The 24,850-nt window shown below is 60.6% G+C and carries 20 protein-coding genes, 1 pseudogene and 1 riboswitch; of the genes and pseudogenes, 14 read left to right on the forward strand and 7 right to left on the reverse strand.

Going from position 1 to position 24,850, the window contains the following annotated elements; all coding sequences use genetic code 11:
* Positions 1–25 precede the first annotated feature (25 nt).
* On the reverse strand, positions 26–3,379 hold the full coding sequence (locus HSS18214_RS0116860; protein WP_016916448.1) for a transglutaminase family protein: 3,354 nt from the start codon (positions 3,377–3,379) through the stop codon (positions 26–28).
* Positions 3,380–3,808: 429 nt separating this feature from the next.
* Between HSS18214_RS0116860 and HSS18214_RS0116865 the strand changes: the two genes are divergently transcribed.
* Together HSS18214_RS0116865 and HSS18214_RS0116870 are read left to right on the forward strand one after the other, a co-directional pair.
* Positions 3,809–5,293, forward strand: coding sequence for a circularly permuted type 2 ATP-grasp protein (locus HSS18214_RS0116865; RefSeq protein ID WP_016916449.1), 1,485 nt, complete (start codon positions 3,809–3,811; stop codon positions 5,291–5,293).
* 4 nt (positions 5,294–5,297) lie between these two features.
* On the forward strand, positions 5,298–6,296 hold the full coding sequence (locus HSS18214_RS0116870; protein ID WP_016916450.1) for an alpha-E domain-containing protein: 999 nt from the start codon (positions 5,298–5,300) through the stop codon (positions 6,294–6,296).
* Here the strand turns inward: HSS18214_RS0116870 and HSS18214_RS0116875 are convergent, their stop codons facing one another.
* Positions 6,297–7,358, reverse strand: a complete 1,062-nt coding sequence (locus HSS18214_RS0116875) for a zinc-binding metallopeptidase family protein (protein WP_016916451.1) — start codon at positions 7,356–7,358, stop codon at positions 6,297–6,299.
* A 223-nt stretch (positions 7,359–7,581) separates the two neighbouring features.
* Between HSS18214_RS0116875 and HSS18214_RS0116880 the strand changes: the two genes are divergently transcribed.
* Positions 7,582–9,078 carry a CoA-acylating methylmalonate-semialdehyde dehydrogenase gene (locus tag HSS18214_RS0116880; protein ID WP_026002010.1) on the forward strand — a complete coding sequence of 499 codons (1,497 nt, stop codon included), beginning with the start codon at positions 7,582–7,584 and terminating at the stop codon, positions 9,076–9,078.
* Positions 9,079–9,137: 59 nt separating this feature from the next.
* On the opposite strand, the gene HSS18214_RS0116885 is transcribed toward HSS18214_RS0116880, so the two are convergent.
* Positions 9,138–9,827, reverse strand: a complete 690-nt coding sequence (locus tag HSS18214_RS0116885) for a hypothetical protein (RefSeq protein ID WP_016916454.1) — start codon at positions 9,825–9,827, stop codon at positions 9,138–9,140.
* 174 nt (positions 9,828–10,001) lie between these two features.
* Between HSS18214_RS0116885 and HSS18214_RS0116890 the strand changes: the two genes are divergently transcribed.
* The 4 genes and pseudogenes from HSS18214_RS0116890 to HSS18214_RS0116905 all read left to right on the forward strand — a co-directional run bounded on the left by HSS18214_RS0116890 (position 10,002) and on the right by HSS18214_RS0116905 (position 14,642).
* Positions 10,002–10,589, forward strand: a complete 588-nt coding sequence (locus HSS18214_RS0116890) for a peroxidase-related enzyme (protein WP_016916455.1) — start codon at positions 10,002–10,004, stop codon at positions 10,587–10,589.
* 68 nt (positions 10,590–10,657) lie between these two features.
* A riboswitch (TPP riboswitch) is annotated at positions 10,658–10,761 on the forward strand.
* Positions 10,751–12,142: an SLC5/6 family protein gene (locus HSS18214_RS0116895; protein WP_016916456.1), complete on the forward strand. Its 1,392-nt coding sequence runs from the start codon at positions 10,751–10,753 to the stop codon at positions 12,140–12,142. It overlaps the preceding riboswitch by 11 nt.
* Before the next feature lie 84 nt (positions 12,143–12,226).
* Positions 12,227–13,678 carry a diguanylate cyclase domain-containing protein gene (locus HSS18214_RS18395; protein ID WP_016916457.1) on the forward strand — a complete coding sequence of 484 codons (1,452 nt, stop codon included), beginning with the start codon at positions 12,227–12,229 and terminating at the stop codon, positions 13,676–13,678.
* A pseudogene (locus tag HSS18214_RS0116905) lies at positions 13,675–14,642 on the forward strand (magnesium transporter CorA family protein). Before HSS18214_RS18395 ends, HSS18214_RS0116905 begins: the two are co-directional and overlap by 4 nt.
* A gap of 37 nt (positions 14,643–14,679) precedes the next feature.
* Here HSS18214_RS0116905 and HSS18214_RS0116910 read toward each other — a convergent pair.
* Positions 14,680–15,861 (reverse strand): MFS transporter, encoded by a 1,182-nt coding sequence (locus tag HSS18214_RS0116910; protein ID WP_016916459.1) that lies wholly within the window; start codon positions 15,859–15,861, stop codon positions 14,680–14,682.
* A gap of 305 nt (positions 15,862–16,166) precedes the next feature.
* Here HSS18214_RS0116910 and HSS18214_RS0116915 point away from each other — a divergent pair, with 305 nt between their 5' ends.
* Positions 16,167–17,345, forward strand: coding sequence for an alcohol dehydrogenase catalytic domain-containing protein (locus HSS18214_RS0116915; RefSeq protein ID WP_040461366.1), 1,179 nt, complete (start codon positions 16,167–16,169; stop codon positions 17,343–17,345).
* On the forward strand, positions 17,342–18,403 hold the full coding sequence (locus HSS18214_RS0116920) for a proline racemase family protein (RefSeq protein WP_016916461.1): 1,062 nt from the start codon (positions 17,342–17,344) through the stop codon (positions 18,401–18,403). The genes HSS18214_RS0116915 and HSS18214_RS0116920 overlap by 4 nt, the downstream gene beginning before the upstream one ends.
* On the opposite strand, the gene HSS18214_RS0116925 is transcribed toward HSS18214_RS0116920, so the two are convergent.
* Positions 18,393–18,593 (reverse strand): DUF1289 domain-containing protein, encoded by a 201-nt coding sequence (locus HSS18214_RS0116925; protein ID WP_016916462.1) that lies wholly within the window; start codon positions 18,591–18,593, stop codon positions 18,393–18,395. The genes HSS18214_RS0116920 and HSS18214_RS0116925 overlap by 11 nt on opposite strands.
* Before the next feature lie 48 nt (positions 18,594–18,641).
* Positions 18,642–19,055, reverse strand: a complete 414-nt coding sequence (gene arfB / locus HSS18214_RS0116930) for an alternative ribosome rescue aminoacyl-tRNA hydrolase ArfB (RefSeq protein WP_016916463.1) — start codon at positions 19,053–19,055, stop codon at positions 18,642–18,644.
* Between the two features lie 186 nt (positions 19,056–19,241).
* Between arfB and HSS18214_RS0116935 the strand changes: the two genes are divergently transcribed.
* From HSS18214_RS0116935 to HSS18214_RS0116955, 5 genes are all read left to right on the forward strand, one after another.
* Positions 19,242–19,853, forward strand: a complete 612-nt coding sequence (locus HSS18214_RS0116935; protein WP_016916464.1) for a flavin reductase family protein — start codon at positions 19,242–19,244, stop codon at positions 19,851–19,853.
* 78 nt (positions 19,854–19,931) lie between these two features.
* On the forward strand, positions 19,932–21,098 hold the full coding sequence (locus HSS18214_RS0116940; RefSeq protein WP_016916465.1) for an ABC transporter substrate-binding protein: 1,167 nt from the start codon (positions 19,932–19,934) through the stop codon (positions 21,096–21,098).
* Positions 21,099–21,154: 56 nt separating this feature from the next.
* Positions 21,155–23,266, forward strand: a complete 2,112-nt coding sequence (locus HSS18214_RS18400) for a methyl-accepting chemotaxis protein (RefSeq protein WP_016916466.1) — start codon at positions 21,155–21,157, stop codon at positions 23,264–23,266.
* A gap of 124 nt (positions 23,267–23,390) precedes the next feature.
* Positions 23,391–24,017 (forward strand): SDR family oxidoreductase, encoded by a 627-nt coding sequence (locus tag HSS18214_RS0116950; RefSeq protein ID WP_016916467.1) that lies wholly within the window; start codon positions 23,391–23,393, stop codon positions 24,015–24,017.
* A 135-nt stretch (positions 24,018–24,152) separates the two neighbouring features.
* Positions 24,153–24,533, forward strand: a complete 381-nt coding sequence (locus tag HSS18214_RS0116955; protein WP_237718642.1) for a hypothetical protein — start codon at positions 24,153–24,155, stop codon at positions 24,531–24,533.
* 1 nt (position 24,534) lies between these two features.
* Here the strand turns inward: HSS18214_RS0116955 and HSS18214_RS0116960 are convergent, their stop codons facing one another.
* Entirely contained in the window at positions 24,535–24,747 is a 213-nt protein-coding gene (locus HSS18214_RS0116960; RefSeq protein ID WP_016916469.1) for a DUF3820 family protein, read from the reverse strand.
* Positions 24,748–24,850 lie beyond the last annotated feature (103 nt).

The following is a 24,850-nucleotide window of genomic DNA, read 5'->3' on the forward strand; positions in this document are numbered from 1 at the left end:
GCGCCGATAGGAAAGCATTACTACCTCATCGGCGCGGGCTCCAGCGTAGGTCAAGGGTACACGGCAGTTCCTGACTGAGGGCTTCTGGCATGGGCGCCTGGTAGCCATGGCCGTGGCCACTGTCGCTAAAGTGGCCCAGGCGTCTGGCTTCGGCTTCGAAGGCATTGACCGGGAACGTCTCGAAACTGCGCCCCGTGGGATGCACGACGTGATAGGTGCAGCCCGCCACCGAACGCTGGTTCCAGGTGTCGATGACATCGAACACCAGCGGGGCGTGAACGGGAATCTGGGGGTGCAGGGCCGACGGCGGCTGCCAGGCCCGGTAGCGCACGCCTGCGACGGCTTCACCGTTGCGTCCTGTGGGGGAGAGCGGTACCCGGCGGCCATTGCAGGTCACCACGTAGCGGTCGCCGCTCATGCCGTTGACCTTCACTTCCAGGCGTTCCACCGAGGAGTCCACATAGCGGGCGGTACCGCCTGCCGTAGCTTCTTCACCCAGCACGTGCCAGGGCTCGATGGCCTGGCGCAGCTCGATGGAGAGCATGGGAGTATGCAAGCGGCCATGCACCGGGAAGCGGAACTCCCGGAATGGCGCAAACCACTCCAGCTCGAAATCGAACCCATGGTGGCGCAGGTCGTGCAGCACATCGTTCAGGTCTTCCCACAGGTAGTGGGGCAGCATCCAGCGGTCCTGCAGGGCGCTGCCCCAGCGTACCGGGCGCGCACGGTAGGGCGTCTTCCAACAGCGCGCCACCAGGGCGCGAATGAGCAGCGTCTGCATCAGGCCCATACGCGCGTGGGGAGGCATTTCAAAACCGCGCAGCTCCAGCAGCCCCAACCGGCCGCTGTCGCTGTCCGGTGAGTAGAGCTTGTCGATACAGAACTCGGCGCGGTGGGTGTTGCCGGTCAGGTCGGTGAGCAGGTGACGCAGCAGTCGGTCCACCAGCCAGGGCTGAACGACCTCGCCTTCGGGCATCTGTTGCAGGGCGATTTCCAGCTCGTAGAGCGCCTCGTGGCGGGCTTCATCCACTCGCGGGGCCTGACTGGTCGGGCCAATGAATAGCCCGGAAAACAGATACGACAGGCTCGGGTGGTGCTGCCAGTAGGTCACCAGGCTGGCCAGCAGGTCCGGCCGACGCAGAAACGGGGAGTCCTCCGGTGTCATGCCGCCCAGCGTGACATGGTTGCCGCCGCCGGTGCCGGTATGGCGGCCATCGACCATGAATTTTTCGGTGCCCAGCCGCGCCTGGCGGGCTTCATCGTAGAGCCGTTCGGTCTGGGCGACCAGCGCTGGCCAGCTGTCGGCCGGCATGATGTTGACCTCAATGACACCGGGGTCCGGGGTGATCTGGAAGCTGGACAAGCGCGGGTCTCGGGGCGGCGCATAGCCTTCGATCATGACCGGGCACGCCAGCGCCTGGGCGGTTTCCTCGATGCTGCTCAACAGGTCTAGATAGTGCTCCAGGTGGGTCAGCGGCGGCAGGAAGACGTGCAGGCGGCCCTCCCGGGGCTCGACGCACAGGCTGGTATGGATCACCTTGTGTTCGCGGTCGTCGGCGGCGCTTGGCTGCTGCTGAACGGCTTCGCCTTCCGGGTGGCTATGGCTAGGGTGCAGGCTCTGGCCATGGCGCTCGGCGCTGGTGAAGCGATGCTGTTCGGCATTGCGGCGCGCCACTTCCCCGTGAATGTCGCCCAGCGCAGGTCGCGGTGCAAACAGCGACTGGGGCTGCGGCTGCTCTTCCGGGTCGGCCCAGGGGAGCGCCGACAGCGGCAGACGCAGGCCCATGGGGGAGTCGCCTGGCACCAGGAACAGGTGATCGCGTTTGAGCGGCCAACGGCCGCTTTCCCAGCGATGAGACTGGGAAATCGAGTGACGCAACGGGAGCGCATAGCCCACGACGGCGCCCAGGTCCTGCTCCAGCAGCCGTGCCAGGCGGCGGCGTTCGGCATCGTCTTTCAGGTCGGCATTACGCGGGTCGACGCTGACCGGTAGGGTCTGCTCTTTCCAAAGGTAGTAGTAGGCATCTTCGTAGGCGGGAATCCAGTGGCGCTGCGCCACGCCCAGGCGTTCGCCCAGCGTATGGATGAAGCGCTCTACCATGGCGTTGTCGACCTTGGCGTGGGGCGCGCCTTCGGTGCTGGCCAGCCACTTGGGGTCGCGCCACAGGGGCGCGCCATCCTTGCGCCAGTAACAGGCCAGCGCCCAGCGAGGCAGCGGTTCGCCAGGGTACCACTTGCCCTGTTGCTGCTGAATGACGCTACCGGCCGCGTAGGCTTCCTGCAGTCGGGTCAGCAGCGCCTCGGCGCGCTCACGCTTGTGCTCGCCCAGCGCTTCGGTGTTCCACTGGGGGCTCTCCATGTCGTCGATGGAAACGAAGGTCGGCTCGCCCCCCATGGTCAGGCGAACATCCTGCTGCTGGAGGACTTCATCCACCTGGTCGCCCAGCGCCAGAATGGCCTGCCACTGCTGATCGCTGTAGGGGCGGGTGACGCGCGGGTCTTCATGGATGCGCTCCACGCGCATCTCGACATCGAATTCCACTTCGCACTTGTCGGAAAAACCGGTAATGGCCGCGGCGCTGCCGGTGGTGGGGGTGGCGGCCAGCGGAATATGCCCTTCACCAGCGAACAGGCCGGAGGTGGGGTCCAGGCCCACCCAGCCTGCGCCCGGCAGGAAGACTTCGGTCCAGGCATGCAGGTCGGTAAAGTCAACCTCGGTACCGCTGGGGCCATCCAGCGCTTTGACGTCCGGGGCCAGCTGAATCAGATAGCCGGATACAAAGCGAGCCGCCAGCCCCAAATGGCGCAGGATCTGTACCAGTAACCAGGCGCTGTCGCGGCAGGAACCACTGGCCAGAGTTAGGGTTTCTTCACAGCTTTGTACGCCGGGCTCCATACGCACCAGGTAGCTGATGTCCTGTTGCAGACGCTGGTTGAGCGCCACCAGAAAATCGACGCTGGTGGTGGGCTCCCGAGGTACTTCCTTAAGCCATGCTTTTAGGCGCGGCCCTGCTTCGGTGACTTCCAGATAGGGGCCTAGCTCCTTGAGAAGCTCATCGGAATAATGGAACGGAATTTTTTGCGCGGCATCGTCGAGAAAAAAGTCGAAAGGGTTGATGACCGTCATGGGGGCCACCAGCTCGACGGCAATGGTGAGTTCCTTGCGTGGCTCTGGAAACACGATACGCGCATTAAAGTTGCCAAAGGGGTCTTGCTGCCAATTCAGAAAGTGGTCATCCCCTGAAATATTCAGCGAGTAGGCATCGATATGAGTACGGCAGTGGGGGGCCGGGCGCAGGCGGACGACATGGGGTGACAGTTTGACGGGGCGGTCAAATCGATAGGTTGTGCGGTGATGCAAGGCAACGCGAATGGTCATGAGCCACCCTCAAATAAAAGCGTAAATTCTCGCAGCTACTGATGAACTGCGACGCAACAAGACATTTACCCAAGAGTATCGTTGGAGTTGAACTTTTTTGCAGCTGCAATATGCCCAAGGGCGTTTAAGAAGTGTGGAAAATTGTGATCGCATCGCTTTTAATTAAATCTTGCACCAAATTGGTGCTTTTTTTCGAGAGTTTTTTTGTCAAGGCACAAGTTTGGTTCAGTGAGGGGGTGGGAAGGTATCGCGGCATTACAAAGTGGCCGCGTTTTATCAAACGTGGCTGCCGTAGCGTTGAAATATCGGGAAAGGTGGTACGGGGATTGCGTGGTTATATAGCTCAATAAGTACGTCGATTGCACGCGGCAGGCCTACACTATTGTTCAAGGAAGTTGCCGCTTCCACCCCAGCGCCAGGAGAGCGCCCATGAGCCAGGTCAATTGGAACAACTATGCGTGCCGTGATTTTTACGATGAGTTGCTAGAAGCGCCGGGTAAACCCAGAGCTTCTGCCGATGAGCTTTGTAATATGCTGGCTCGGTTTAGCGCCGAAGAGTTGGCGGAAAGAAAAACCGCTGCGGAAATCGCCATTCGTACCATGGGGATTACGTTTACCGTGTATTCCGAAGGGGCAATGATCGACCGCGCCTGGCCATTCGATATTGTGCCCAGGATCATACCGGCCCATGAGTGGCGCAAGACGGAAGCCGGTTTAAAACAGCGCGTTCAAGCACTCAATCTCTTTATCGACGATCTTTATCACGATCAGAAAGTGGTCAAGGACAAAGTGCTGCCTGCGGAAGTGCTTGCTCAGTCGGCCAATTTTCGCCCGCAGTGTGTGGGCATTAACCCGCCCCATGGTATCTGGGCGCATATTTGTGGCTCTGATTTGGTACGCGGTGGCGATGGCACGCTCTACGTGCTTGAGGACAATCTGCGGATTCCTTCCGGGGTCTCCTACATGCTGGAAAACCGCAACGTCACCAAACGGGTGCTACCCGAGCTGTTTGCGTCGGGCAAAATCCTGCCAGTAGACGACTACGTGGCGCAGCTGTATGACATGCTGGCGGCCATGTCTCCCCGTCCCGGTGATGACCCTCAGGTCGTGGTATTGACCCCTGGTATTTACAACTCGGCCTATTTCGAACACGCCTATCTTGCCCAGCAGATGGGGGTCGAGCTGGTGCAGGGTAGCGACATGCTGGTGGACGATGATGACGTGGTCCACATGCGTACGGTGGAGGGTCTGCGACGGGTGGATGTCATTTATCGTCGTGTGGATGACGAGTTTCTGGACCCTGAAGCCTTCAATCCGCATTCGATGCTGGGCGTGCCTGGGCTGATGCGCGCCTGGCGGGCGGGCAAGGTGGCGTTGGCCAATGCGCCAGGGGCAGGCGTGGCAGACGACAAGGTGGTCTACGCCTTCGTGCCCGAGTTGATTCGCTACTATCTGGATCAGGAGCCGCTGCTGCCCAACGTGCCCAGCTACCTGTGCATGTTCGATGACGACCGCAAGTACGTACTGGATCACCTCGACGAGCTGGTGGTGAAGCCTGCCAATGAGTCCGGGGGCTACGGCATGCTGATCGGGCCTCGCTCCACCAGGGAAACCCGCGACGAGTTTGCCCGCCTGATCAAGGAGAACCCGCGCAACTACATGGCCCAGCCTACGCTGGCGCTCTCCACCACGCCCACCCTGGCCAACGGCTTGCCGCAGCCGCGTCATGTGGACCTGCGCCCGTTCATTCTCTCCGGCCCCGAAACCCATGTCACCACGGGTGGTTTGACCCGCGTGGCACTGGTGGAGGGGTCGCTGGTGGTCAACTCGTCCCAGGGGGGCGGCAGCAAGGATACCTGGATCGTCGAGGTCGATGAGAACGCGGCTGATGCCGCCGAGCAGGAAGGAGTCTAACGCCATGCTGTCACGCGTAGCTGAAAACCTGTACTGGATGGCGCGCTACATCGAGCGGGCCGAAGACACCGCGCGGCTGCTGAGCGTCAATAGCCACCTGATGCTCGACCTGCCGCGCCACCTGCCGTTGGGCTGGGCGCCACTGATCGAAATGACCGGTACTCTGGATGCGTTTAACGAGCGCCATTCCAGCTTTGACGAGCGTAGCGTAGTGCATTTTTTGTGTGCCGATGCGCAGAATGGCAGTTCGATTCTTTCGGCGCTGGCCAGTGCTCGGGAAAACCTGCGCACTACCCGAGACGTGGTGCCCAGGGAGATCTGGGAGGAGGTCAACCAGCTCTATTTGAGCGTGGCCGACCATGCGGAAAACGGTGTCAGCCCGCGCCGTCGCGATGCCTTCCTGAAGAACGTGATTCGCGGCTGCCAGACGCTGACTGGCCTGATCGAAGGCACCTTGAGCCATGGGCCGGCCCGTACCTTCATCCAGTTGGGCAGACATCTGGAGCGGGCCGACATGACCACGCGTATTGTGGACGTACGTTCCGCGAGCCTGCTGCCCCAGAACCCCGAAGAGCTATTGCCGTTCGAAAACCTTCAGTGGATGAGCGTGCTCAAGTCGCTGACGGCCTATCAAATGTACCGTCAGGAAGTGCGGCTGAGAGTGCGGGGCCCCGATGTGCTGCGCTATCTGCTGCAGGACCCGAACCTGCCGCGCTCGATTGCCTGTAGCCTGGAAACGCTGGGCCATGAGCTACAGCTACTGCCCAGGCAGGACCGGGTGGCCGCCACGGTGTCGCTGGTGCGTGCCGATGTGGTCGATGCCGATATCCAGGCGTTGGCTCACTCCCCCAGCAAGTTGCATGCGTTCGTGGATGAGCTACAGATTGGCTTTGCCGCGATCCATGACACGCTCAGGGCAACGTACTTCGTGAATAGCGACAACGTGCCCAAGGTGACCCAGCGACAAAGTCAGGGCCACCTGGGGGATCATGATAACGATTGATCAAGTAGATCGAGCGTTAGCGCTGGCGCTGTGTACTAACTCATGAAGGTACGCCAGCTTGTCACGCACCGGGGGAGGCAGTACCCCCGGTGCCAGGTCCAGTAGCCCCATATCACGGTTGAGCTCATTGACGACCATCCCCACCTGATGAAACGCTCTTAACATGCTGTCCAGCGTGCCGTCATATTCGGCCCGTGAAATCCCCATGTGTAGAGCGGTGTCCAGCACGGCCACCATGTCCAGATAAAACGCAAAGGTTTCGGCGAAGTCCTCCCACGGGTGCATGGCGGCATAGGCAGAAATGAACCGTGTTGGCCAGTCGGCCGGCGCGCCTTGCTGATAGTAGGTTTCCAGCGCATCACCGTAGGTGGGGGCGTTATGGTCGCCAAACACTCGGACGCTGGCGGCCTCATCCTGATCCTTGACCAACAAGTCCCAGTAGTAATGCCCCACCTCATGGCGAAAATGACCGATCAGGGTGCGGTGGGACTCGTTCATGTCCACCCGCAGTCGCTCACGCTCGACGTCGTCGGCTTCCTTGACGTTGATGGTGATATGGCCGTTGGCATGGCCGGTATAGACTTTCTCCTGATTCGCCGTGGAGCGCCAGAGCCCTTTGTCAGGGAGGGCGTCGGCCATGAACGAGAAGTTCAAGGGGACGCGAATATCATCGCCCTGGGTTCCGTGGGGGAGCTTGAGAATCTCCAGGGTGTGGAACAGACGACGCTTGGCAGCTTCCAGTGCGGCCCAGCGCTCGCGGTGACCCTCTACATTCAGGTCGGGAATCACATCGTTGTAGCGGCAGCAGTCGCACAGCGTGTCGGCTTCGCCTTCGGTCATGATCACCATGCGGTTGCATACGTTCTCTACCGCGTAATTATGGCACTTCATCAAGAGGGTGCCGCAGCCTTCGTGGGTGCAGCGGTATCCCCCGCCTTCCAAAGGGGCCAAGGCAACGATATTGCTGCAGGCCGGGCACCAGCCGACTTCCGACTCACAGGCAACACAATGGGTGTTCTCGAAGAACAGCGGGTTGCCGCACTGGCAATTGAACGCTTGCATGGATACCTCCTTGTGGAAAGCCACGTTATGCATCGTCGATAGGCAGGTTGAGAAGGCGCCCTGACAGCATAGCGAGGCTCTTTCCTTGAGGGAAAGGCTATTTCCCCAGTGCGGTGAATTTAGCTTTATCGAGTGGCTAATTGACGTTTACGTCAACTTACTGATATACCCTAGGGGCTCCTTATTCAACCCCATAACAAACACAACCACGAGGAACGTCTGTATGTCCGTTCGCCAGATACCCATGTATATCGATGGCCAGCCGGTCGAGTCGCAAAGCCAGGAGTGGCGCGATGTCGTCAATCCGGCGACCCAGCAGGTCGTGGCCCGGGTGCCTTTCTGTACCCCTGACGAGGTAGAGCGTGCCATTGCCAGTGCCAAAACCGCGTTCAAGGAGTGGCGCAAGGTGCCGCTGGGCAAGCGCATGCGCATCATGCTGAAACTTCAGGCCCTGATTCGTGAGCACACCGCGGAACTCGCCGCGCTGATCACCGAAGAGCATGGCAAGACGCTGCCTGACGCAGAAGGCGAAGTAGGCCGCGGGCTGGAAGTGGTCGAGCACGCCTGCTCGATTACGTCTCTGCAACTGGGTGAACTCGCCGAAAACGCGGCCAATGAGGTCGATGTGTATACCATGCATCAGCCGCTGGGCGTGGGCGCCGGGATCACGGCGTTCAACTTCCCCATCATGCTGCCTTGCTTCATGTTTCCGCTGGCCATTGCCACGGGCAATACGTTCGTTCTGAAGCCTTCCGAGCAGGACCCCAGCTCGACCATGCGGCTGGTGGAACTGGCCCATGAGGCGGGTATTCCGGCGGGCGTGCTCAACGTGGTGCATGGCGGACCCGAAGTCGCCAACCAGATTGCCGACCACCAGGACATCAAGGCGCTGTCGTTCATTGGCTCTACCCATGTGGGATCGCTGCTGTATGGTCGTGCGGCGGCGGCAGGGAAGCGTATGCAGTCCATGATGGGGGCCAAGAACCACTGTGTGGTGATGCCGGATGCCAACCGTAGTCAGGCCATCGACAGCCTGCTGGGGTCGGCCTTTGGGGCAGCGGGTCAGCGCTGTATGGCCAACTCGGTGGTGGTGCTGGTAGGCGAGGCGCAAGAGTGGCTGAGCGATATCGAAGCAGGCGCCCGTAGCATGAAGGTCGGCCCCGGTACCCAGCGGGATGCCGACCTGGGGCCGCTGGTGTCTCCTCAGGCCAAGGAGCGTGTCGAGCGCTTGATCACCGCCGGTGAAAAAGAGGGGGCCACGCTGCTGGTGGATGGCCGAGGCTACACAGTAGAAGGGTATCCGGAGGGCAACTTCGTGGGGCCGACGCTGTTTGCCAACGTCACGCCGGAGATGACCATTTACCGGGAAGAGATATTTGGTCCGGTGCTATGCGTGGTGGGGGTCGAGACGCTGGATGATGCCATCGACTTCATCAACGCCAACCCGAACGGCAACGGCACGTCGATTTTCACCAACTCGGGCTGGGTGGCGCGCCGATTCGAAACCGATATCGACGTTGGTCAGATCGGTATCAACGTGCCGATCCCGGTGCCGGTGGCCTACTTCAGCTTCACCGGCTCTCGGGCTTCCAAACTGGGGGATTTGGGCCCCAACGGCAAGCAGGCCATCGCGTTCTGGACGCAAACCAAAACGGTGACCGCACGCTGGTTCGAGCCCGAAAACGTCTCCAGCGGCATCAATAGCACCATTGCGCTCTAGATATTTGGCGAACCGCTGACGCATCAGGGGCCCTCTGCCGCGGCAGAGGGCCCTGGGGATCAGACGGGTTCGAATAAAGGCAGGCTGTCGCGCAGGAGCTGTTCTATAGGCTCCAGTTGGCTTTCATGCAGCACCAGCAGGTAAGGAGCATCCTGTTCATCGTTGAGTGGCGCAAGGAGTGCAAACTCGCCCTCTTCAAGATGGAACTCATGGATTTCTCGCAGCCCGTGAGGAGTTTCGCACTGAGAGCAGCGATAGGTGTCGTCTTCGCCGTACACCAGGCGGTGATACATCTTGAACAGCGTGTACAGCGCTAGCCCCCCTTCGAACGCTTGCCAGCGAGCGGGTGTTTCTCGAATGTCTTCGTTCAAGACCAGACCTTCGGCCTCGGCATCGGCAATGGCGTCGGCCAGCGGTTCTGCCAGAATGGCGCTGCCATCGGCTGGCAGCGGTGCATTTTGCTGATTCGCCGCCGTAAAGCGCGCAGCAGCAGCATGAAAATCTGCCAGGCTGTTGAGATGGAAGTCCGCATGTTGCAGGTCGGCTGGCTCGAAACCGCCATTCTCCCAGCCGTGAATGACACGTAGCGTAATTTGACCCCGGGCGATGGGGCGGGCCAATAAGGCATGAAGCATGATACGGATATGCAGCTGGCGTTCATCCGTGTCGTTTTCGAACGCACGGTAAGGGTCGGCGAACAATGCATGCAAACGCCCCGGCGTGTGCTCTCTTGCTTCAGAATAAGACATGGTGGTTTCCCTGTTACAGACGCCGTTTGCTCAACGCTGCCTTTTTTATGAAATACAGTCGATAAGAGTATGGCGAGCCTCAAGGTGTAATGAAAGTCTAATCCGTTAGCATTTTGTTAACCATGACCACGTATCGCGCAAGGCGTTTATCAACACGACAAAAAAGAGGTAAGCATGTCTGCGTCATTAAGCCGTTTTAAAATTCCCGAAACCCTGGACGACCTGCCTGACGACATTCGCACGGCCATATTGGCGGTACAGGAAAAAGCCGGGTTCGTGCCCAATGTGTTCCTCATGTTGGCCCACCGTCCAGCGGAGTTTCGTGCCTTCTTTGCCTACCACGACGCCTTGATGGAGCGGGAGTCCGACACCCTGAGCAAGGCCGAAAAGGAAATGATTGTGGTCACTACCAGCGCGCGCAATCGCTGCCTTTACTGCGTTGTGGCACATGGCGCGCTGGTACGTATTTACACCAAAGACCCTCTGTTGGCCGATAACGTTGCCATCAACCACCAGGCGGCGGGGTTGAGCGAGCGGCATCGGCGCATGCTCGATTTTGCGCTACACAGCGCCATCGAGCTGGGCGAGCTGACGCCCGAATGGCAAACCCGGCTGGCGGAAGTGGGCTTTACGCTGGATGATTGCTGGGACATCGGTGCCGTGGCCGCCTTCTTTGGCATGTCGAATCGTCTGGTCACCCTGGCAGGCACGCCGCCCAACCCGGAGTTCTACCTGATGGGGCGCGTGCCCAAACCTGCTTAGGCCAGAGCGCAGTACGCACGGCAGCGCTTTACCGGGGCGCTCCTTTCAGTGAAGATACCGCCTTCATTCACTGTCGCCAGGGGAGCCCTTCGTGGGCTGAGAATGCACGCCATGCAGACCCTGGAACCTGATCCGGATAGTACCGGCGGAGGAAGCGCGACATGCCGTACCTGACGTCTGCAGTGCTGGGCGCAGCGCTGTGCTGCTTTGCATTTTTAGGCCTTCGGGCGCGTTTTGGGGGAAGCTCGCTGGATGACTACGTCACGGCGCGCAACTCGCAAACGGCAACGACCCTGGGGTTCTCTTTTCTGGCCTCGGGAATGGGGGCCTGGATTCTCTTTGCGCCGCCTGAAATTGGCGCCTTCGTGGGGCCGGTGGCGCTGCTGGGCTATGCCGTGGGCTCGGCGCTGCCCTTCCTGGTGCTGGGGCTTTATGGCCCCAGAATACGTCGTGCGCTACCCGCCGGGCGCAGTATCGCCGAGTTTGCCGAAGCGTGTTATGGCAAGGGGGTCCGTCACTATGTCACGCTGGCCTCCGTGGCGTATATGGGGTGCTTTCTGGCAGCTGAGCTGACGGCCATCGGCGCCATTACCGCGCTACTGTCAGACGTTCCGCCTGCCTGGGTCATCATTGGTGTGGCGCTGACGACTCTCATCTATACCGTGCTCGGTGGCCTGCGCGCTAGCCTGGCCACCGACCGCTGGCAGGCCTGGCTGCTCTTGATACTGTTATGCGCCGTGGCGGGCGTCACGTTATGGCGCCTGCCTTCCATGCCCAGCGATGCGGCGCTACCGGACGTCCCCCTCGGGGCGTCGCTGAGCGTGGCGCTGACGCTGATCATTGCCGTGACCGCGGCCAATTTGTTTCACCAGGGCTACTGGCAGCGGCTCTGGGCGGCTCAGGATAGCGCCAGTCTTGGCCGTGGCGCGTGGCTGGGGGCCGTCATGACGGTGCTGGTGGTCATGGTGATTGGTGGTGTCGGCATGATGGCGGCACTCAGTGGGGTGAGCCTGGGCGAGCCACCGATGCCCTTTTTTGCCCTGTTGGCAGAGGCTCCTGTCTGGATCACACTCCCGGCTCTGGTGCTGGCCGTCACGCTGGTGACTTCCAGCGTGGATACGTTGCAAAACGGCATTGCCTCGCTGTGGGCAACGGGAGATCAACCAAAAGCGTTGCATGCAGCGCGCTGGATCACGGTGCTGCTGATGGTGCCGGTGATCCTCATCGCCTTGCAAGGGCTATCGGTACTGAGGCTGTTTTTGATAGCCGACTTGCTGTGTGCGGCCATCGTGGTGCCAGTGCTGCTGGGCCTGTGGCAACGCATGTCGCCGCTGGCGGCCATCAGCGGTGGCGTGGCGGGGCTGGTGGGGGCGGTATTGCCGGGCTGGCTGGGGCAAGGCTCCTTGATGGCGGGCATCATGGCCGCCACGTTTCCTGGCAGTATTCCTACTCTTGGTCCCTTCGTGGGGGCGCTGATGCTCTCGAGCCTGGTGAGTATCCTCGTGGCGTGGTGGCTCCCTTCGGGCAAGGTGTTAAAAAAATCAACGCGTTAGGCAGACTGTGTAGTTTCGCGCTATGATGTCGAAAGGGTTTGAAATACACAAAGGAGTGTTAACTATATATCGGGTGTAACCACCATGAGCCACCTGTTGCCATCCAATGAAGCGTCGCGCATTGCTGCTTTGCAAGAGCTGGCGTTACTGGACACCCCCAATGAGCCGGTATTCGACCGAGTGACTCGGTTGGTCACCGTGCTGTTGGGGGTACCACTTTCCACGGTGACGCTCGTGGATACCGACCGACAGTGGTTCAAGTCTCAGGTGGGGCTGGAGCTTTCGGAAACTCCTCGCGACGTGGCGTTTTGTGCCTATACCGTGCTGGCGGAAGCGCCGTTGGTCGTCAACGATGCACGCCTGGACCCCCGCTTTGCCAATAATCCTTACGTCGATAAGCCCGACGGCATCCGCTTCTACGTCGGCATCCCTCTGAAAACCACCCAGGGGCTGGTGTTGGGGTCACTGTGTGCCATGGATACCCGGCCCCGCGAACTAACCCCCCAGGAGTTCACCGCGCTACAGGACCTGGCCGATGTGGTGTCCGGTGAAATTCATTTGCGCGAGCGCTTGATTCAGCAAGAGAAGCGCAATGCCAGCTTCAAACGCGACCTTGCGGCGCTGCATCGTAGTCTGGAGCAGCAGATCGAGCGACGTACCCGCGAGCTCAACCTGGTCATCGAGTCGGCTTACGATGCCTACCTGAGTATCGATGATCGTGGTCGGGTGCTGGACTGGAATCGCGCCGCACAAGCCATGTTCGGCTGGTCGCGCAAGGAGGCGTTGGCCCGCCCCATTACCGACCTGATGTTTCCCGTAGGCGTGCCCGGGCAGGACGATCCTTCACCCATCGAATGGGAAGCCCGGCGTCGAGATGGTGGGCGCTTGCCGGTAGAGATTCGCCACCAGCGCTACGAGCTCAATGGGCGTTGGCGGCGCAGCCTGTTCATACACGACATCACCGAGCGGCAGCAGCTGGCACGCCTGCGTGACCAGGAGGCCAGGCAGGATGCCTTGACCGAGTTGCCCAACCGCCGAGCCCTCGACGAACGCTTGCCTGAGGCCATGGCGCGTACTCGGCGGAGTCTCGTACCGCTGGCGGTCATGTTTCTCGACCTGGATGGGTTCAAACGAATCAATGACCTGTATGGACATGCCATGGGCGATGAGCTGCTGCGCGACATCGCCAGACGCTTGCAAGCTGCGCTGCGTGAAACGGACTTCGTGGCCCGTTGGGCGGGGGATGAGTTTGTGCTGATACTGGAGAACATGGACAGCGACGCTATCGAACCGCTGGCGCAGAAGCTGATCCGCACCATTGAAGATCCGCTGACCATGGGCGACATAGTGCTCGAGGTCAGCACCAGTATCGGCGTGGCCGAGTATGTGCCTGGCGGAGAAGAAACCCCGCAAGAGTTGTTGAAGCGAGCCGATGTGGCGATGTATGAAGCCAAGCGGGCAGGCAAGGCGCAGGCGCGGCTAGCAAGCCCTGTGCTGCCGTCAACCAACGCCAGCGAAGTCAAGGAATGCACATGATTCGATGCCTGATGACCACCCCCGAGGGAGAAGTGCGCGAAGGCGACCTTTCGCTGATCGATGTCTGGAAACGCCTGGAGGGCGCGCATATCTGGGTGGACATGCAGGGTGAAAGCGAAGCCAGCGAGCGTGAGGTGCTCGAAGGGTTTGCGTGCCACCCCATGGCGATTCAGGATGCCCACAAGGTGCGTCATCCTCCCAAGATCGAGGAATTCGAAAACCATACGCTGATTATCTACCGAGGCATTTCCTCCTTCGATGCTCAGCTCAACTTCGTGCCTCAACCGATGTGCTTTTTCGTGGGCGAACGCTTTCTGGTCACGCTGCATCCTGGCCTTGCGCTGAGCATCGAACGGTTACTCAACGATCAGGGCGCGCGGCTGCTGTCGCGCTCTCCCGAGCAGGTTGCCTTGCGTGTCATGTATACCTCGGCGGGCTTTTATATCGACAGCCTGCTGGAGTTCGAGACCGAGCTGAGCGACCTGGAAGACGAGTTGTTGGAGAACGGCAATGACGTATTGATGCGCCGGATTACTGCGTATCGCTCGCGGTTGGTCAAGATGCGTCGGGTATTCAACTATCACAAGGGCATCACTCAAGAGCTGACGGCGTATGACTACGCACATCTCCCTCGCTGGGAGAGTGAAACGCTGCATGCCATCACCGATGTGGAAGAGCGTTTCGAGCGCCTGCATTCGCTGACCCAGATGTATTACGACATTTGTGGCGACTTGATAAATGGTTACATCTCGATTTCATCGCATCAGCTGAATATCACCATGCGTGTGTTGACCGTCATTACCGCCATTTTCGTGCCGCTGACCTTTATTGCCGGTATTTATGGCATGAACTTCGAATACATGCCCGAGCTTGCCTACCCGTATGGTTATTTCTTCGTACTGGGTTCATGCTGGGCATTGGCGTTGTGCTGATCTGGTGGTTCAAACGTAAAGCCTGGTTCTAGACGTTGTCCGAAAATGGGCTGCGTTCGGCCTACGGCGTTAAGGATCGGCAGTAGACTGAGCCAGGATACGCAGGCGTAGCGTCAACAGACAAAGCCCAAGGCCAATCAACAGCCATAGCGAGGCTAGCAGCACGGGAAACGCGCCGGGCCCGGCGGTGTCCAGTAGTGGGCCCGTCAGCGAAGGAATGATCAGTGCCCCGCAGCCCGCGGCCGTAAAGATGGCGCCGGTGGTGCGGCCCCGCATCACCATGGTGTGGTTGCACAGCGCAAACAGGGTGGGGAAAAAAGCCGAGGCGGAGAGGCCAAACAGCAGCGCGCCTGGGGCCAATGAAAGCACCCCTGCATGCCAGCCGCCAGCGGCGCTGAGCCCAATGGCCAGGCAGCCGACCAGTACTTGCCAGGGCGCGCACCAGCGCAGTAGCGGAATGGCCAGCAAGCGTCCTGCCGAGAGCGCCAGCCAGAACAGTGTCGCCAACAGCGTGGCCTGCTCGCCGGACACTCCTGATAGCGCGCCATAGGCCGTCACCCAGCCAGCAAAGGTCACCTCGATGCCCACGTAGAGGGCGAACAACACCATGAAGATGCCCAGCAGCAACGGATCACGATGCTTGTGCTCGCCAATGCTGCTGCTCGGCGAGGAGGGAGCTGGCATGGTGGGGCTGGCAAAGCGTGATAACGGCCACAGCATCCCGGCGACGCAAAGCCCCACCACCCAGAAAGTCCAGTGAAACTGGCCGGTCAGCGACAGCGCTGCCACCATCACCAGCGGGGTCAGCATATTGCCAACGCTGAAGCAGAAGTGCAGCGCGCTCACGTTGGGGCCTGCGGCGTCTCGGTGCAGCCACAGCAATAGCGTATTGCCCCCGGCGTTCAGCGACACTTCAGAAAAGCCTAGCAGCATGAACAGCAGCGCCAGCAACACGAGTAGTGGGCTCAAGGGCGCCAGCGCCAACCCGGCCACGGTGAGTACGCCCATGATGAGCAGCACGCGATGCCCGTTGAAGCGGTCCATCAGCGCTCCGGTGACCAAAGCGCCGCTCATGTTACCTACAGCACGCGCCGTGAACAGCACGGCAATCTGGCTCATGGAAGAGCCGCTGGCGCTGGCCAGGTGGGGCAGGGCAGGCCCCAGCAGCCCGCCAGTCATACCGATAGCGATGAACAGTCCAAAATAGGTCCAGGTCAGGCGGCGATGATAGGCAGAGCTGAAATGAAGCATACCGTTCCTTGGCGGGGGCTGGGAGGTGCCCATGAGGGATGAGCTTGAACCTTTTGGGGGCTGATCACCATTGGCGAAAAGTTGACGCTGCGAGGCAAAGCAAGAGATTGGAGTGGTATGTAAGCGATCCCTCCGCACTGTTGAATCCCGTCGCAACAGGATATCTTGAACCTGGCCCGGCGTTTGTTATTGTCGTGGTATATGCACCGATCAGGAGCCAGCCCATGGCCAATACGGACCGCAGAACCTCACGTGTCACCAACGCTGCCAATGATTCCACCACTTCCTTTTCTATCCCCTCCAGCATGTCGGCCATGCTGCTGACCGGTCATGGCGATGTGGACATGTTGCACTACCGGCAGGACGTGCCCACGCCGCAGCCTGGGGCCGGTCAGGTGCTGGTGCGCGTCACGGCGACCGCGAAGAACAACACTGACCGCAAGGCCCGCGAAGGGCTTTACCCCACCAGGGGCAAGGAGGAGGTCACCTCGTTCGCCATGGGCGGTGCCCCCACCTTGAGCTTTCCGCGTATCCAGGGGGCCGATGTGGTGGGGCACATCGTGGCGGTGGGCGAGGGTGTCGATGCGCAGCGAGTGGGTGAGCGGGGGCTATTGGATTTCAATCTCTACCCGGATGATCGTCGCGACATCAATCTGGTGCCGGATTACTACGGACATGGTGCCGATGGGGGCTTCGCGGAATATATCGTGGTGCCTGCCGACCAGTTTCATCACATCGCCAACCCTGAATTACCAGATGCCCCTCTGGCGGCCATGGGAATGTGCTCCTATCAGACCGCCTACCACATGATGACGGCGGCCAACGTGCGGGCTGGCGAGCGGGTGCTGGTCAGTGGAGCCAGCGGCGGGGTAGGAACGGCGCTGATTCAGCTGTGCCGGATCATCGGCGCCATTCCTTATGCCGTCAGCCAGCCCAGCAAAGCCGATGCCCTATGCGGGCTGGGCGCGCAGGCGGTGATCGACCGAGGCGATTTGCCTACGTTCGTCGAGCGCGTGCTGCAGGCCACCGAAGGGCGGCCCATCGATGCGGTCATGGACCTGGTGGGGGGCGACATGACCGACTTGTTCATCGACACCATGATCAGTGATATGTCGCAGCGCGCCACGTACCCGCGGCTGGCCATCGCTGGTGCCAGCGGTGGCAATCTCAGCGAAGTCATGTGGACACGCATCTACCTGTATCAGGTGCAAATCGTCGGGGTCTCCCATGGCACCCGTGAAGAAGCCGAACAGCTGGTCGCCTGGATTCGCAGCGGCGAGCTGAAGCCGGTGCTGCACGGGACGTTCAAGCTGTCGCAGCTGCACGCGGCGGAGCGCTACTTCGTCAATCGCGGCAGCGACTATCTGGGCAAGATCGTGATCGTGCCCGATGCCCAGTGGGAGGCCCATGGGGAGCCGTTCGCGCTTCAGTCGGCTGATCTTCAATCTGCCGCTCTTCAATCGGAACGGGAGGCTCGCCAGTGAATACCGTGCATACCATCAAGCTGCTGGACACCCACGCGGGGGGCGACGTGAGCCGTATCGTCACCGCCGGGATCGATACGCTGCCGGGCAGCACGGTGCGTCAGCAAATGGAGTATCTGCGTGACGACGCCGATGGCCTCCGGCAGCTACTGCTGGGCGAGCCCTATGGCATTCCGGAAATGTCGGTCGACCTGCTGGTGCCTGCCACCCATCCTGAAGCGGTGGCGGGGTACATCATCATGGAAGTGATGGGCTACCCGATCTACTCAGGCTCCAACACCTTGTGCACGGCCACGGCCGTTCTGGAAATGGGTATCGTGCCCAAGCAGGAGGGGCTTCAGCGCTTCAAGCTGGAAGCCCCGGCAGGCCTGGTGCAGATCGAAGCGCGGGTGCGCAACGGGGTCGTGGAGTCGGTGACCTGTGAAGGCTTGCCCAGCTATATCGACAGCTATCGCGATACTCTTCTGGTGCCGGGCATTGGCGACGTCACCTACTCGGTTGCCTACAGCGGCGGCTTCTATGCGCTGGTCGATGCCGAGGCGCTGGGCTTCAAGCTGGTACGGGACGAAGAGGCCGCGCTGGCGGCCTGTGCCCACAAGATCATCGAGGCCATCCAGGCTCACCGAGGGTTTTCCCACTACACCCTGGGCGATGTGGGGCCGCTGCCCTTTCTACACTTCATGGGGCCTGAAGAGCCGGTGGCGCAGGGCTATGTGCGTTCGCGCTCTGCCACCTACGTGCACCCAGGGGTGATTTGCCGCAGCACCACCGGCACCGGCACCTCGGCACGCTTGGCGCTGATGCATCATGAAGGGCGGCTGGCGCCGGGCGACAAGCTGGAAACCGTCTCGTTGAGAGAAACCGGGTTTATCGGCACCTTTACAGGCACCCACCAGGAAGGTGCCTATCAGGTGGTGGAAAATACCATTACCGGGCGCAGCTATGTGCTGGCCGATTCCACCATCGTGATCAACTGCGACGACCCGATGGTCGCCTGTGGTGAGCTGCACCATATCTTGAGTGATCGGCACGCCCAGCCTGCGCCGGTCAAGGAGTAGCGTCATCGCCGATGTCCAGGTAGCCGGCCTGTTCGATACGCGCCCAAACGGGCGCTTTCTCGGCGTCGCTCATGCTTCCCCAGCAGGCAATCTCATCCAGAGTGCGCCCACAGCCGCTGCACAGGGCCGTCTCGGGGTTCATCTGGCAAATATGGCGGCAGGGTGACACAGGGCGAGGCTGGTTGGGCATGGGCGTCGTGGTATCCAGTTCGAAATGGGGGAGGGTTCGCGGCGGGCGTCACAGCGGCACTTTACCACGCAGCGACTTGATCTTGCCCTTGCGGGTCTTGTGGTCCACCCGCCGCCGCTGGGAGCCTTTGGTGGGCTTGGTGGGGCGGCGCGTTTTCGGCGTGCGGGCCACGCTTTGAATCAACGCCTGCAAGCGGTTCAAGGCGTCTTCCTTGTTCAGCTCCAGCGTGCGAAAGCTCTGCGCCTTGATGATGACCACGCCCTCCTTGCTGATCCGCTGGTCGGACAGCGCCATCAGCCGCTCCTTGTAGGTAGGGGGCAGCGTCGAGCGCGCAATGTCGAAGCGCAGATGCACGGCAGAGGCGACTTTATTGACGTTCTGGCCGCCCGCTCCCTGGGCTCGAATCTGGCTGATATCGATTTCCCAATCGGCCAGCGTGACGCTATTGGAAATAGTGAGCATTCAATTCTCTGGTAACTTATGAACTTACAAGGCTAGCACACTTGACAGCCGCAAGGCTCCACGGCCTGGTAACAGGCGTTCCCTACGACAATGAATACCTCTTATGCAAAGAGAGGTGATTTTTTCTGATGAGTGAGTGGCTTTATGGGCAGCAACGCTGGTCCCATGGCCTGATAAGGAGTTTGCATGGATACCCTGCTGGACACCTCGCCACTGAGTGCCGGAACACTGTATCGCCTGCTGTCGGGCAGCATTTGCCCAAGGCCCATTGCCTGGGTGGCCACCCAGGATGGCCAGGGCAACGCCAACCTGGCGCCGTTTTCGTTTTTCAACGTGGCCAGTATCGACCCTCCCATTCTGGCTTTTGCGCCGCTGCTGGATGGCAGCGCCCAGCCCAAGGACACCCTGCGCAACCTGGAAGACGTCGGCGAGTGCGTGGTGCATGTGGGCACCGAAGGCTTGATCGAAGCGCTCAATACCACCAGCGCCAGCCTGCCGCCCCAGGAAGACGAGTTTGCCTTGGCAGGACTGGAAAAGATGGCCATGCCCGGTGTGCGCGTGCCGCGTATTGCGGCGGCGCCCATCGCCTTTGGCTGCCAGCGAGTACAGGTGATCCGCTTCGGGGATCAGCCGCTGGCAGGCAGCCTGATCCTGGTCAAAGTGGTATCGATCCACGCCGATGAGTCCGTCTGGGATGGCCGCCACGTTCACTTGGATGTGCTGCAGCCGGTAGGCCGCCTGGCAGGCAGTGACTATGTCAGAGTCAGCGACCGGTTTGCCCTGAGCCGTCCTGATTAGAAACATCAGTATCTTTAGGCTGTGACTAAAGTCTTAGGCGTTTTGGCCGATGAAAGGCTAAACCCTGAGGATAAAAAAATGAAAATATCACGAGTATTGGTATTGCTGGCCTGGGTGCTGGTGTCGCCCGTGGCGGCAGCGGAGTTGAAAGTAGGTATCGTCGCGCCGCTGAGTGGTGCAGCCGCTCCCTTGGGGGTCGGCATGCAGCAGGGTATCGAGGCTTATTTTGCCAAAGTAAATGCCGAAGGTGGCGTCAACGGGCAGTCGCTGGTACTGCAAGCCTTCGACGATCAATACTCGCCGCTACCCGCCGCCGCGCATACCCGGCAGCTGATCAGTGATAGCTCCCTGCTGGCGGCCATCGGTAACGTCGGCACGCCCACTGCTGCCGTGACCATCCCCATCCATAACCAGCACAGCACGCTGCTGTACGGCGCCTTTACCGGCGCGGGTATCTTGCGTCGTTCACCCCCCGACCGCTATGTGATCAACTACCGAGCAAGCTATGTGCAGGAAACCGCCGCCATGGTGGCGGGGCTATTGGAAGCGGGTATCCAGCCCGAAGAGATCGCCTTTTTCACGCAGAACGACAGCTTTGGTGATGCAGGTTACAATGGCGCGCTGCGCGCCTTGCACGAAGAGGGCTTCACCGACACCTCACAGCTGGCCCACGGCCGTTTTACACGCGGTACCCGCAATGTTCACCAAGGGCTGGCAACCATTCTTCAGGCACCTGTCGTGCCTCGTGCGGTGATCATTGTCGGCACCTTTGGCCCCGCTGCCGATTTTATCCGCGAAGCGCGTCAGGACCTGCCGGATAGCGTGTTTCTGAACGTCTCTTTCGTGGGTAGCCAGGCCCTGCTGGAGGCGCTGGGGCCACTGGCCGAAGGCGTGATCGTGACTCAGGTCGTGCCGCCACTGGATGCTGATCTGCCAGCCGTGGAAGAGTACCGCCAGGCGTTGGCAGCGCATGTGCCCGGCAGCGAGCCGGATTTCATCTCGCTGGAGGGATATCTGGCCGCCAAGCTGTTCGTGGAAGGGGTGAAAGCCGCCGGTGAAAACCCGGATAGGCAAGCCATCGTGGAAGGCTTGCTGGGCTTGGGTACCATCGATATTGGCGTGGGTGAGCCGCTGACCCTGGGGGAAGGAGACCATCAGGCCAGCGATGCCGTGTGGGCAACCGTCATTCGTAACGGCCAGTTCGAGCCGGTCGATTGGGCGAACGTCGCAGCATCCTTTGAATAGCATAACCTCTGACACAGCGAATACCCCTGATGAAAAAGACGATAAGCATACGAGCCATGCTCATTAGCCTATTCGCGGCCGCCGTTTTGGGCGCGGTGGTACTGGCAGGCACTGGCTGGATGACCAATCAGCGGTTGATCAACGTCCAGCACCTGATCACCAGCGATGTACTTCCTTTGCAGGATGCCAGCCGCAGCATGGTGCTGACCATGGGCGCGTTTGGTCAGCGCCATGCCGACCTGCTGGCGGCCGACAGCGTGGAAGAGCTGGACAGCGTGACGTCGCGTAGTGCGTTGAACGAACGCTTTGCCAGCGCACGAGATGGATTGGAGCGCAGTAGCCAATCGGCGCTATCGAGCCAGCTGAGTGCGCTGGATACCCACTATCAGAGTTTGCTGGCGGGTGATGAAACACTGGAAGGGGTACGGCGTGACGTCTTGAGCCTGTCTGCACAAATGGCGGAGCAGCTGCAGAGGATGCAGACCGCCATCACCACGGTGATGCACAGCGCTGAAGACATTGCCGGCCGCACGGCGCTGGCGCAGGTTCGTGAAGAGCGTCGTCAGCGTGAGCTGATGGAAGCCTGGCGTGAAGAGGGCACGACCACGCTACCCACGCAGCTGCTGGATACCATGTTCGCCTCTAGGGTGGACATTGGTCGCTTGAGCGGTAATGCGCGTATGGCGCTGGCCACCTTGTCAGATCTGGGGCGCCAGATGAGGCAGGTGGAGAGTGTGGATGCGCTGGTCAATTTGCGTACCAATGAAATCGCCCAGCAGGTGACGCTGGCGCGCCAGTCGCTGGCCGCCATCGCGGAGGCGCCGAGTACTACCGTCGAACAGCGTGCGCTGATCGGTGAGCTGGACTCGGTGATTGCTGACCTGAACGCGCTGATGGTGGAAGATGCCAACTCCGTTTACGCATTGCGTCAACAGCAGCTTGCCCAACGGGAGCAGGTACAGACGGCTCTCACGAGCGTTGCGCAGGCGTCCAGCGAGATGCGCGACGTGCTGAACGATATCGAATCCTACACCGTCGAGCGTGCCGCCAGTGCCAGCAGCGAAGCGGAAACGTTGGCCAACGCTGGCCGTACGCTGCTAGTGATGGTCACGTTGGCCGTCATCAGCGTGCTGGCCATTTTTGGTTGGCGCACGCTGGTGCGGGTACTAGGTCCGTTGGTCGCCATGCGCCGTCAAATGGAAAACATCAGTGGCGCTGCGGGTGAAAATGCCGATCTCTCCATGCGCCTGGCGCTGGCCCACAATGATGAAGCCGGGCAAACCGCCCAGGCGTTCAATCAGATGATGGACACCTTCGAAGCCATGGTGGCGCAGATTCGTGAAAGTGCCGAAGCCATTGCTGCCAGTAGCCGCCAGATTGCTGCTGGCAACGAGAACCTGTCCCAGCGTACCGACCAGCAGGCGTCCTCGTTGGCAGAAACCGCGTCCAGCCTCGAACAGATTACCGCCACGGTCAAACAGACGGCGGACTACGCCGAACAGGCCAAGGATGCCAGCACCAACGTCGATGGGCGGGCACGCTCGGCGGGGGATGTTGCCCAGCGTACCACTGCTGCCATGAGCGACATTCGCCAGGCCAGCGAGAAAATCACCTCGATCATCAAGGCCATCGACGATATCGCCTTCCAGACCAACCTGCTGGCCCTGAATGCGTCGGTCGAGGCGGCTCGCGCGGGAGAACAAGGGCGTGGGTTTGCGGTGGTCGCCCAGGAAGTTCGCAAGCTGGCAGGGCGCAGCGCCGAAGAGGCCGCCCAGATTCGCCATCTGGTTGACGACAGCGTGCAAAAAGTCAGCGAGGGTGAGCAGCTGGTGACGGCTTCCAGCCAGCACCTGCAGGAGATCATCGACAGCCTGACGGAGGTGACCCGCTATGTCACTGAAATTGCCGATGCCACCAAAGAGCAGTCGGCGGGTATCGATCAGATCAATCAGGCGATTTCGCAGCTGGATCAGGTGACTCACCAGAACGCGCGCCTGGTTCAGGAGGCCACCACGGCAAGCCACACGCTGGATGAGCGTGCGGGTGACATGCACTCCCTGGTCAGCCGCTTTCAGGTGAGCCACGATGCCGGGCGTCCGCCTGTAGCGCTGCCCTCGCAGTCTCGGTCTCAACTACAGCCACAGCCACAGCCCGCCCGCTTGAAATAGCCGGTTCTCCACGGCCCCTTCCTCGACAGCGAACGCCCCGGCGTTCGCTGTTTGCATGTCAAACGGTTGAACTTTAACGCGCTTGCCTACACTGATAAGGAGTGACCAAAGACGAGGAGGCAAGATGACGACGCTAGTGATAGGTGCCAATGGCCAAATTGGTCAACAGTTTTGTGCTCTGGCCAAACAGGCAGGCACGCCCATCAAGGCGATGATCCGTCATCAGGAGCAGGCGGCATGGTTTGAAGAGCGCGGCATTCCCACCGTCATCGCCGACCTGGAAGGTGAGCTGGAGCATGCCTTCGAAGGGTGCGACCAGGTCGTGTTCACCGCAGGATCCGGGCCGCATACCGGGCCGGACAAAACCCTGTTGATCGACCTGTTCGGCGCCATCCGCGCGGCGGATATCGCCAGCCAGCGCGGACTGTCACGCTATATCATGGTCAGTGCGCTGCGCGCTGAAAAACCTCTGGAAGCCCCGCAGAACATGCGCCCCTACATGGCGGCCAAGTTCGCTGCCGATGCGCACCTGCGCCGTAGCAATATCTCCTACGTGATTCTCAAGCCGGGGCGGCTCACCGATGATGCTCCCAGTCACAAGTTTGCCAGTAGTGTCGAAGAAGCCGGTGATAATCGCATCTCGCGTGCCAATGTGGCCCATGCCCTGCTGAGGGTCGTGCAGACTCCCTCGATCATTGACCGCGACATCACCCTGCTGGATGGTAAGCGGCCCATCGATGCGTTGCTATAACGTATGGCTCAGATGTTCGCCCAAGGCCTCCAGGAGGCTTTCACTGGAGCACTGGTTTCCCATGCATAGCCAGCGATGTGGTAGCGTGGCCACTTTTCCCGCCTGATCCAGGATGCCGCCATGAGGGACGCTGACATGCACTCAACCAGACACTCTCCATCGGAGGTGACCGCCATGCAGGCAACGGCTTTGCTCGCCTGCCGAGTGCGCGCGCTGCTCGAGCAAGCGCCTCGGCAGGCCCTGCCCATGACCTACCAGCAAGTGGCGGCTGCCCTGGGGCTCACCCCGCCGGGCACCATTGCGCAAGTGGCCAATGCGCTTGAATGGCTCATGGAGGAGGACGTGGCGGCAGGGCGGCCTCTGGTCGCGGCGTTGGTCATCAGTCGGCGTGGCGAGGATCGTCCGGCCCGTGGATTTTTCGAAAAAGCCGTGGCGCTGGGACGCTTTCCGCAGGACCCCACGGCCCATGCACAGCACTACCTGGCTGAGCGCGAGGAGGTCATGAATCGCCGTTGACTCACGCCTTGCGCAGCGGGTCGAGCAGGCCACTCAGGCCGTTATGGTCGATTTCATGCATCAAGTGCAGCAAGTGGCCAATCTCCCCGGTGGGAAAGCCCTCCCGGGCAAACCAGTTGAGGTAGGGGCCCGGTAAATCAGCTATCAGCCATCCTTCGTACTTACCAAAGGGCATTTTGCGTGAGACCAGCTTTTCGAGGTCTTCGGGTTTCATACGTTAATTCCTTTCATTCTCATTTAAGCGTTCTTTTATGTTTCCGCGCCCGCGGTTTTTTGTTAGACTTTCGTCGACAATATACCCCCCCTCGACGCTGGGC

The sequence above is a fragment of the Vreelandella stevensii S18214 genome, assembly GCF_000275725.1.
Taxonomy (GTDB): domain Bacteria; phylum Pseudomonadota; class Gammaproteobacteria; order Pseudomonadales; family Halomonadaceae; genus Vreelandella; species Vreelandella stevensii.

Bases quoted from the DNA above. Each gene is read 5' to 3' on its own strand.
- HSS18214_RS0116860 (WP_016916448.1), bottom strand. From the start codon at position 3,379: ATGACCATTCGCGTTGCCTTGCATCACCGCACAACCTATCGATTTGAC.
- HSS18214_RS0116865 (WP_016916449.1), top strand. From the start codon at position 3,809: ATGAGCCAGGTCAATTGGAACAACTATGCGTGCCGTGATTTTTACGAT.
- HSS18214_RS0116870 (WP_016916450.1), top strand. From the start codon at position 5,298: ATGCTGTCACGCGTAGCTGAAAACCTGTACTGGATGGCGCGCTACATC.
- HSS18214_RS0116875 (WP_016916451.1), bottom strand. From the start codon at position 7,358: ATGCAAGCGTTCAATTGCCAGTGCGGCAACCCGCTGTTCTTCGAGAAC.
- HSS18214_RS0116880 (WP_026002010.1), top strand. From the start codon at position 7,582: ATGTCCGTTCGCCAGATACCCATGTATATCGATGGCCAGCCGGTCGAG.
- HSS18214_RS0116885 (WP_016916454.1), bottom strand. From the start codon at position 9,827: ATGTCTTATTCTGAAGCAAGAGAGCACACGCCGGGGCGTTTGCATGCA.
- HSS18214_RS0116890 (WP_016916455.1), top strand. From the start codon at position 10,002: ATGTCTGCGTCATTAAGCCGTTTTAAAATTCCCGAAACCCTGGACGAC.
- HSS18214_RS0116895 (WP_016916456.1), top strand. From the start codon at position 10,751: ATGCCGTACCTGACGTCTGCAGTGCTGGGCGCAGCGCTGTGCTGCTTT.
- HSS18214_RS18395 (WP_016916457.1), top strand. From the start codon at position 12,227: ATGAGCCACCTGTTGCCATCCAATGAAGCGTCGCGCATTGCTGCTTTG.
- HSS18214_RS0116910 (WP_016916459.1), bottom strand. From the start codon at position 15,861: ATGCTTCATTTCAGCTCTGCCTATCATCGCCGCCTGACCTGGACCTAT.
- HSS18214_RS0116915 (WP_040461366.1), top strand. From the start codon at position 16,167: ATGTCGGCCATGCTGCTGACCGGTCATGGCGATGTGGACATGTTGCAC.
- HSS18214_RS0116925 (WP_016916462.1), bottom strand. From the start codon at position 18,593: ATGCCCAACCAGCCTCGCCCTGTGTCACCCTGCCGCCATATTTGCCAG.
- arfB (WP_016916463.1), bottom strand. From the start codon at position 19,055: ATGCTCACTATTTCCAATAGCGTCACGCTGGCCGATTGGGAAATCGAT.
- HSS18214_RS0116935 (WP_016916464.1), top strand. From the start codon at position 19,242: ATGGATACCCTGCTGGACACCTCGCCACTGAGTGCCGGAACACTGTAT.
- HSS18214_RS0116940 (WP_016916465.1), top strand. From the start codon at position 19,932: ATGAAAATATCACGAGTATTGGTATTGCTGGCCTGGGTGCTGGTGTCG.
- HSS18214_RS18400 (WP_016916466.1), top strand. From the start codon at position 21,155: ATGCTCATTAGCCTATTCGCGGCCGCCGTTTTGGGCGCGGTGGTACTG.
- HSS18214_RS0116950 (WP_016916467.1), top strand. From the start codon at position 23,391: ATGACGACGCTAGTGATAGGTGCCAATGGCCAAATTGGTCAACAGTTT.
- HSS18214_RS0116955 (WP_237718642.1), top strand. From the start codon at position 24,153: ATGCACTCAACCAGACACTCTCCATCGGAGGTGACCGCCATGCAGGCA.
- HSS18214_RS0116960 (WP_016916469.1), bottom strand. From the start codon at position 24,747: ATGAAACCCGAAGACCTCGAAAAGCTGGTCTCACGCAAAATGCCCTTT.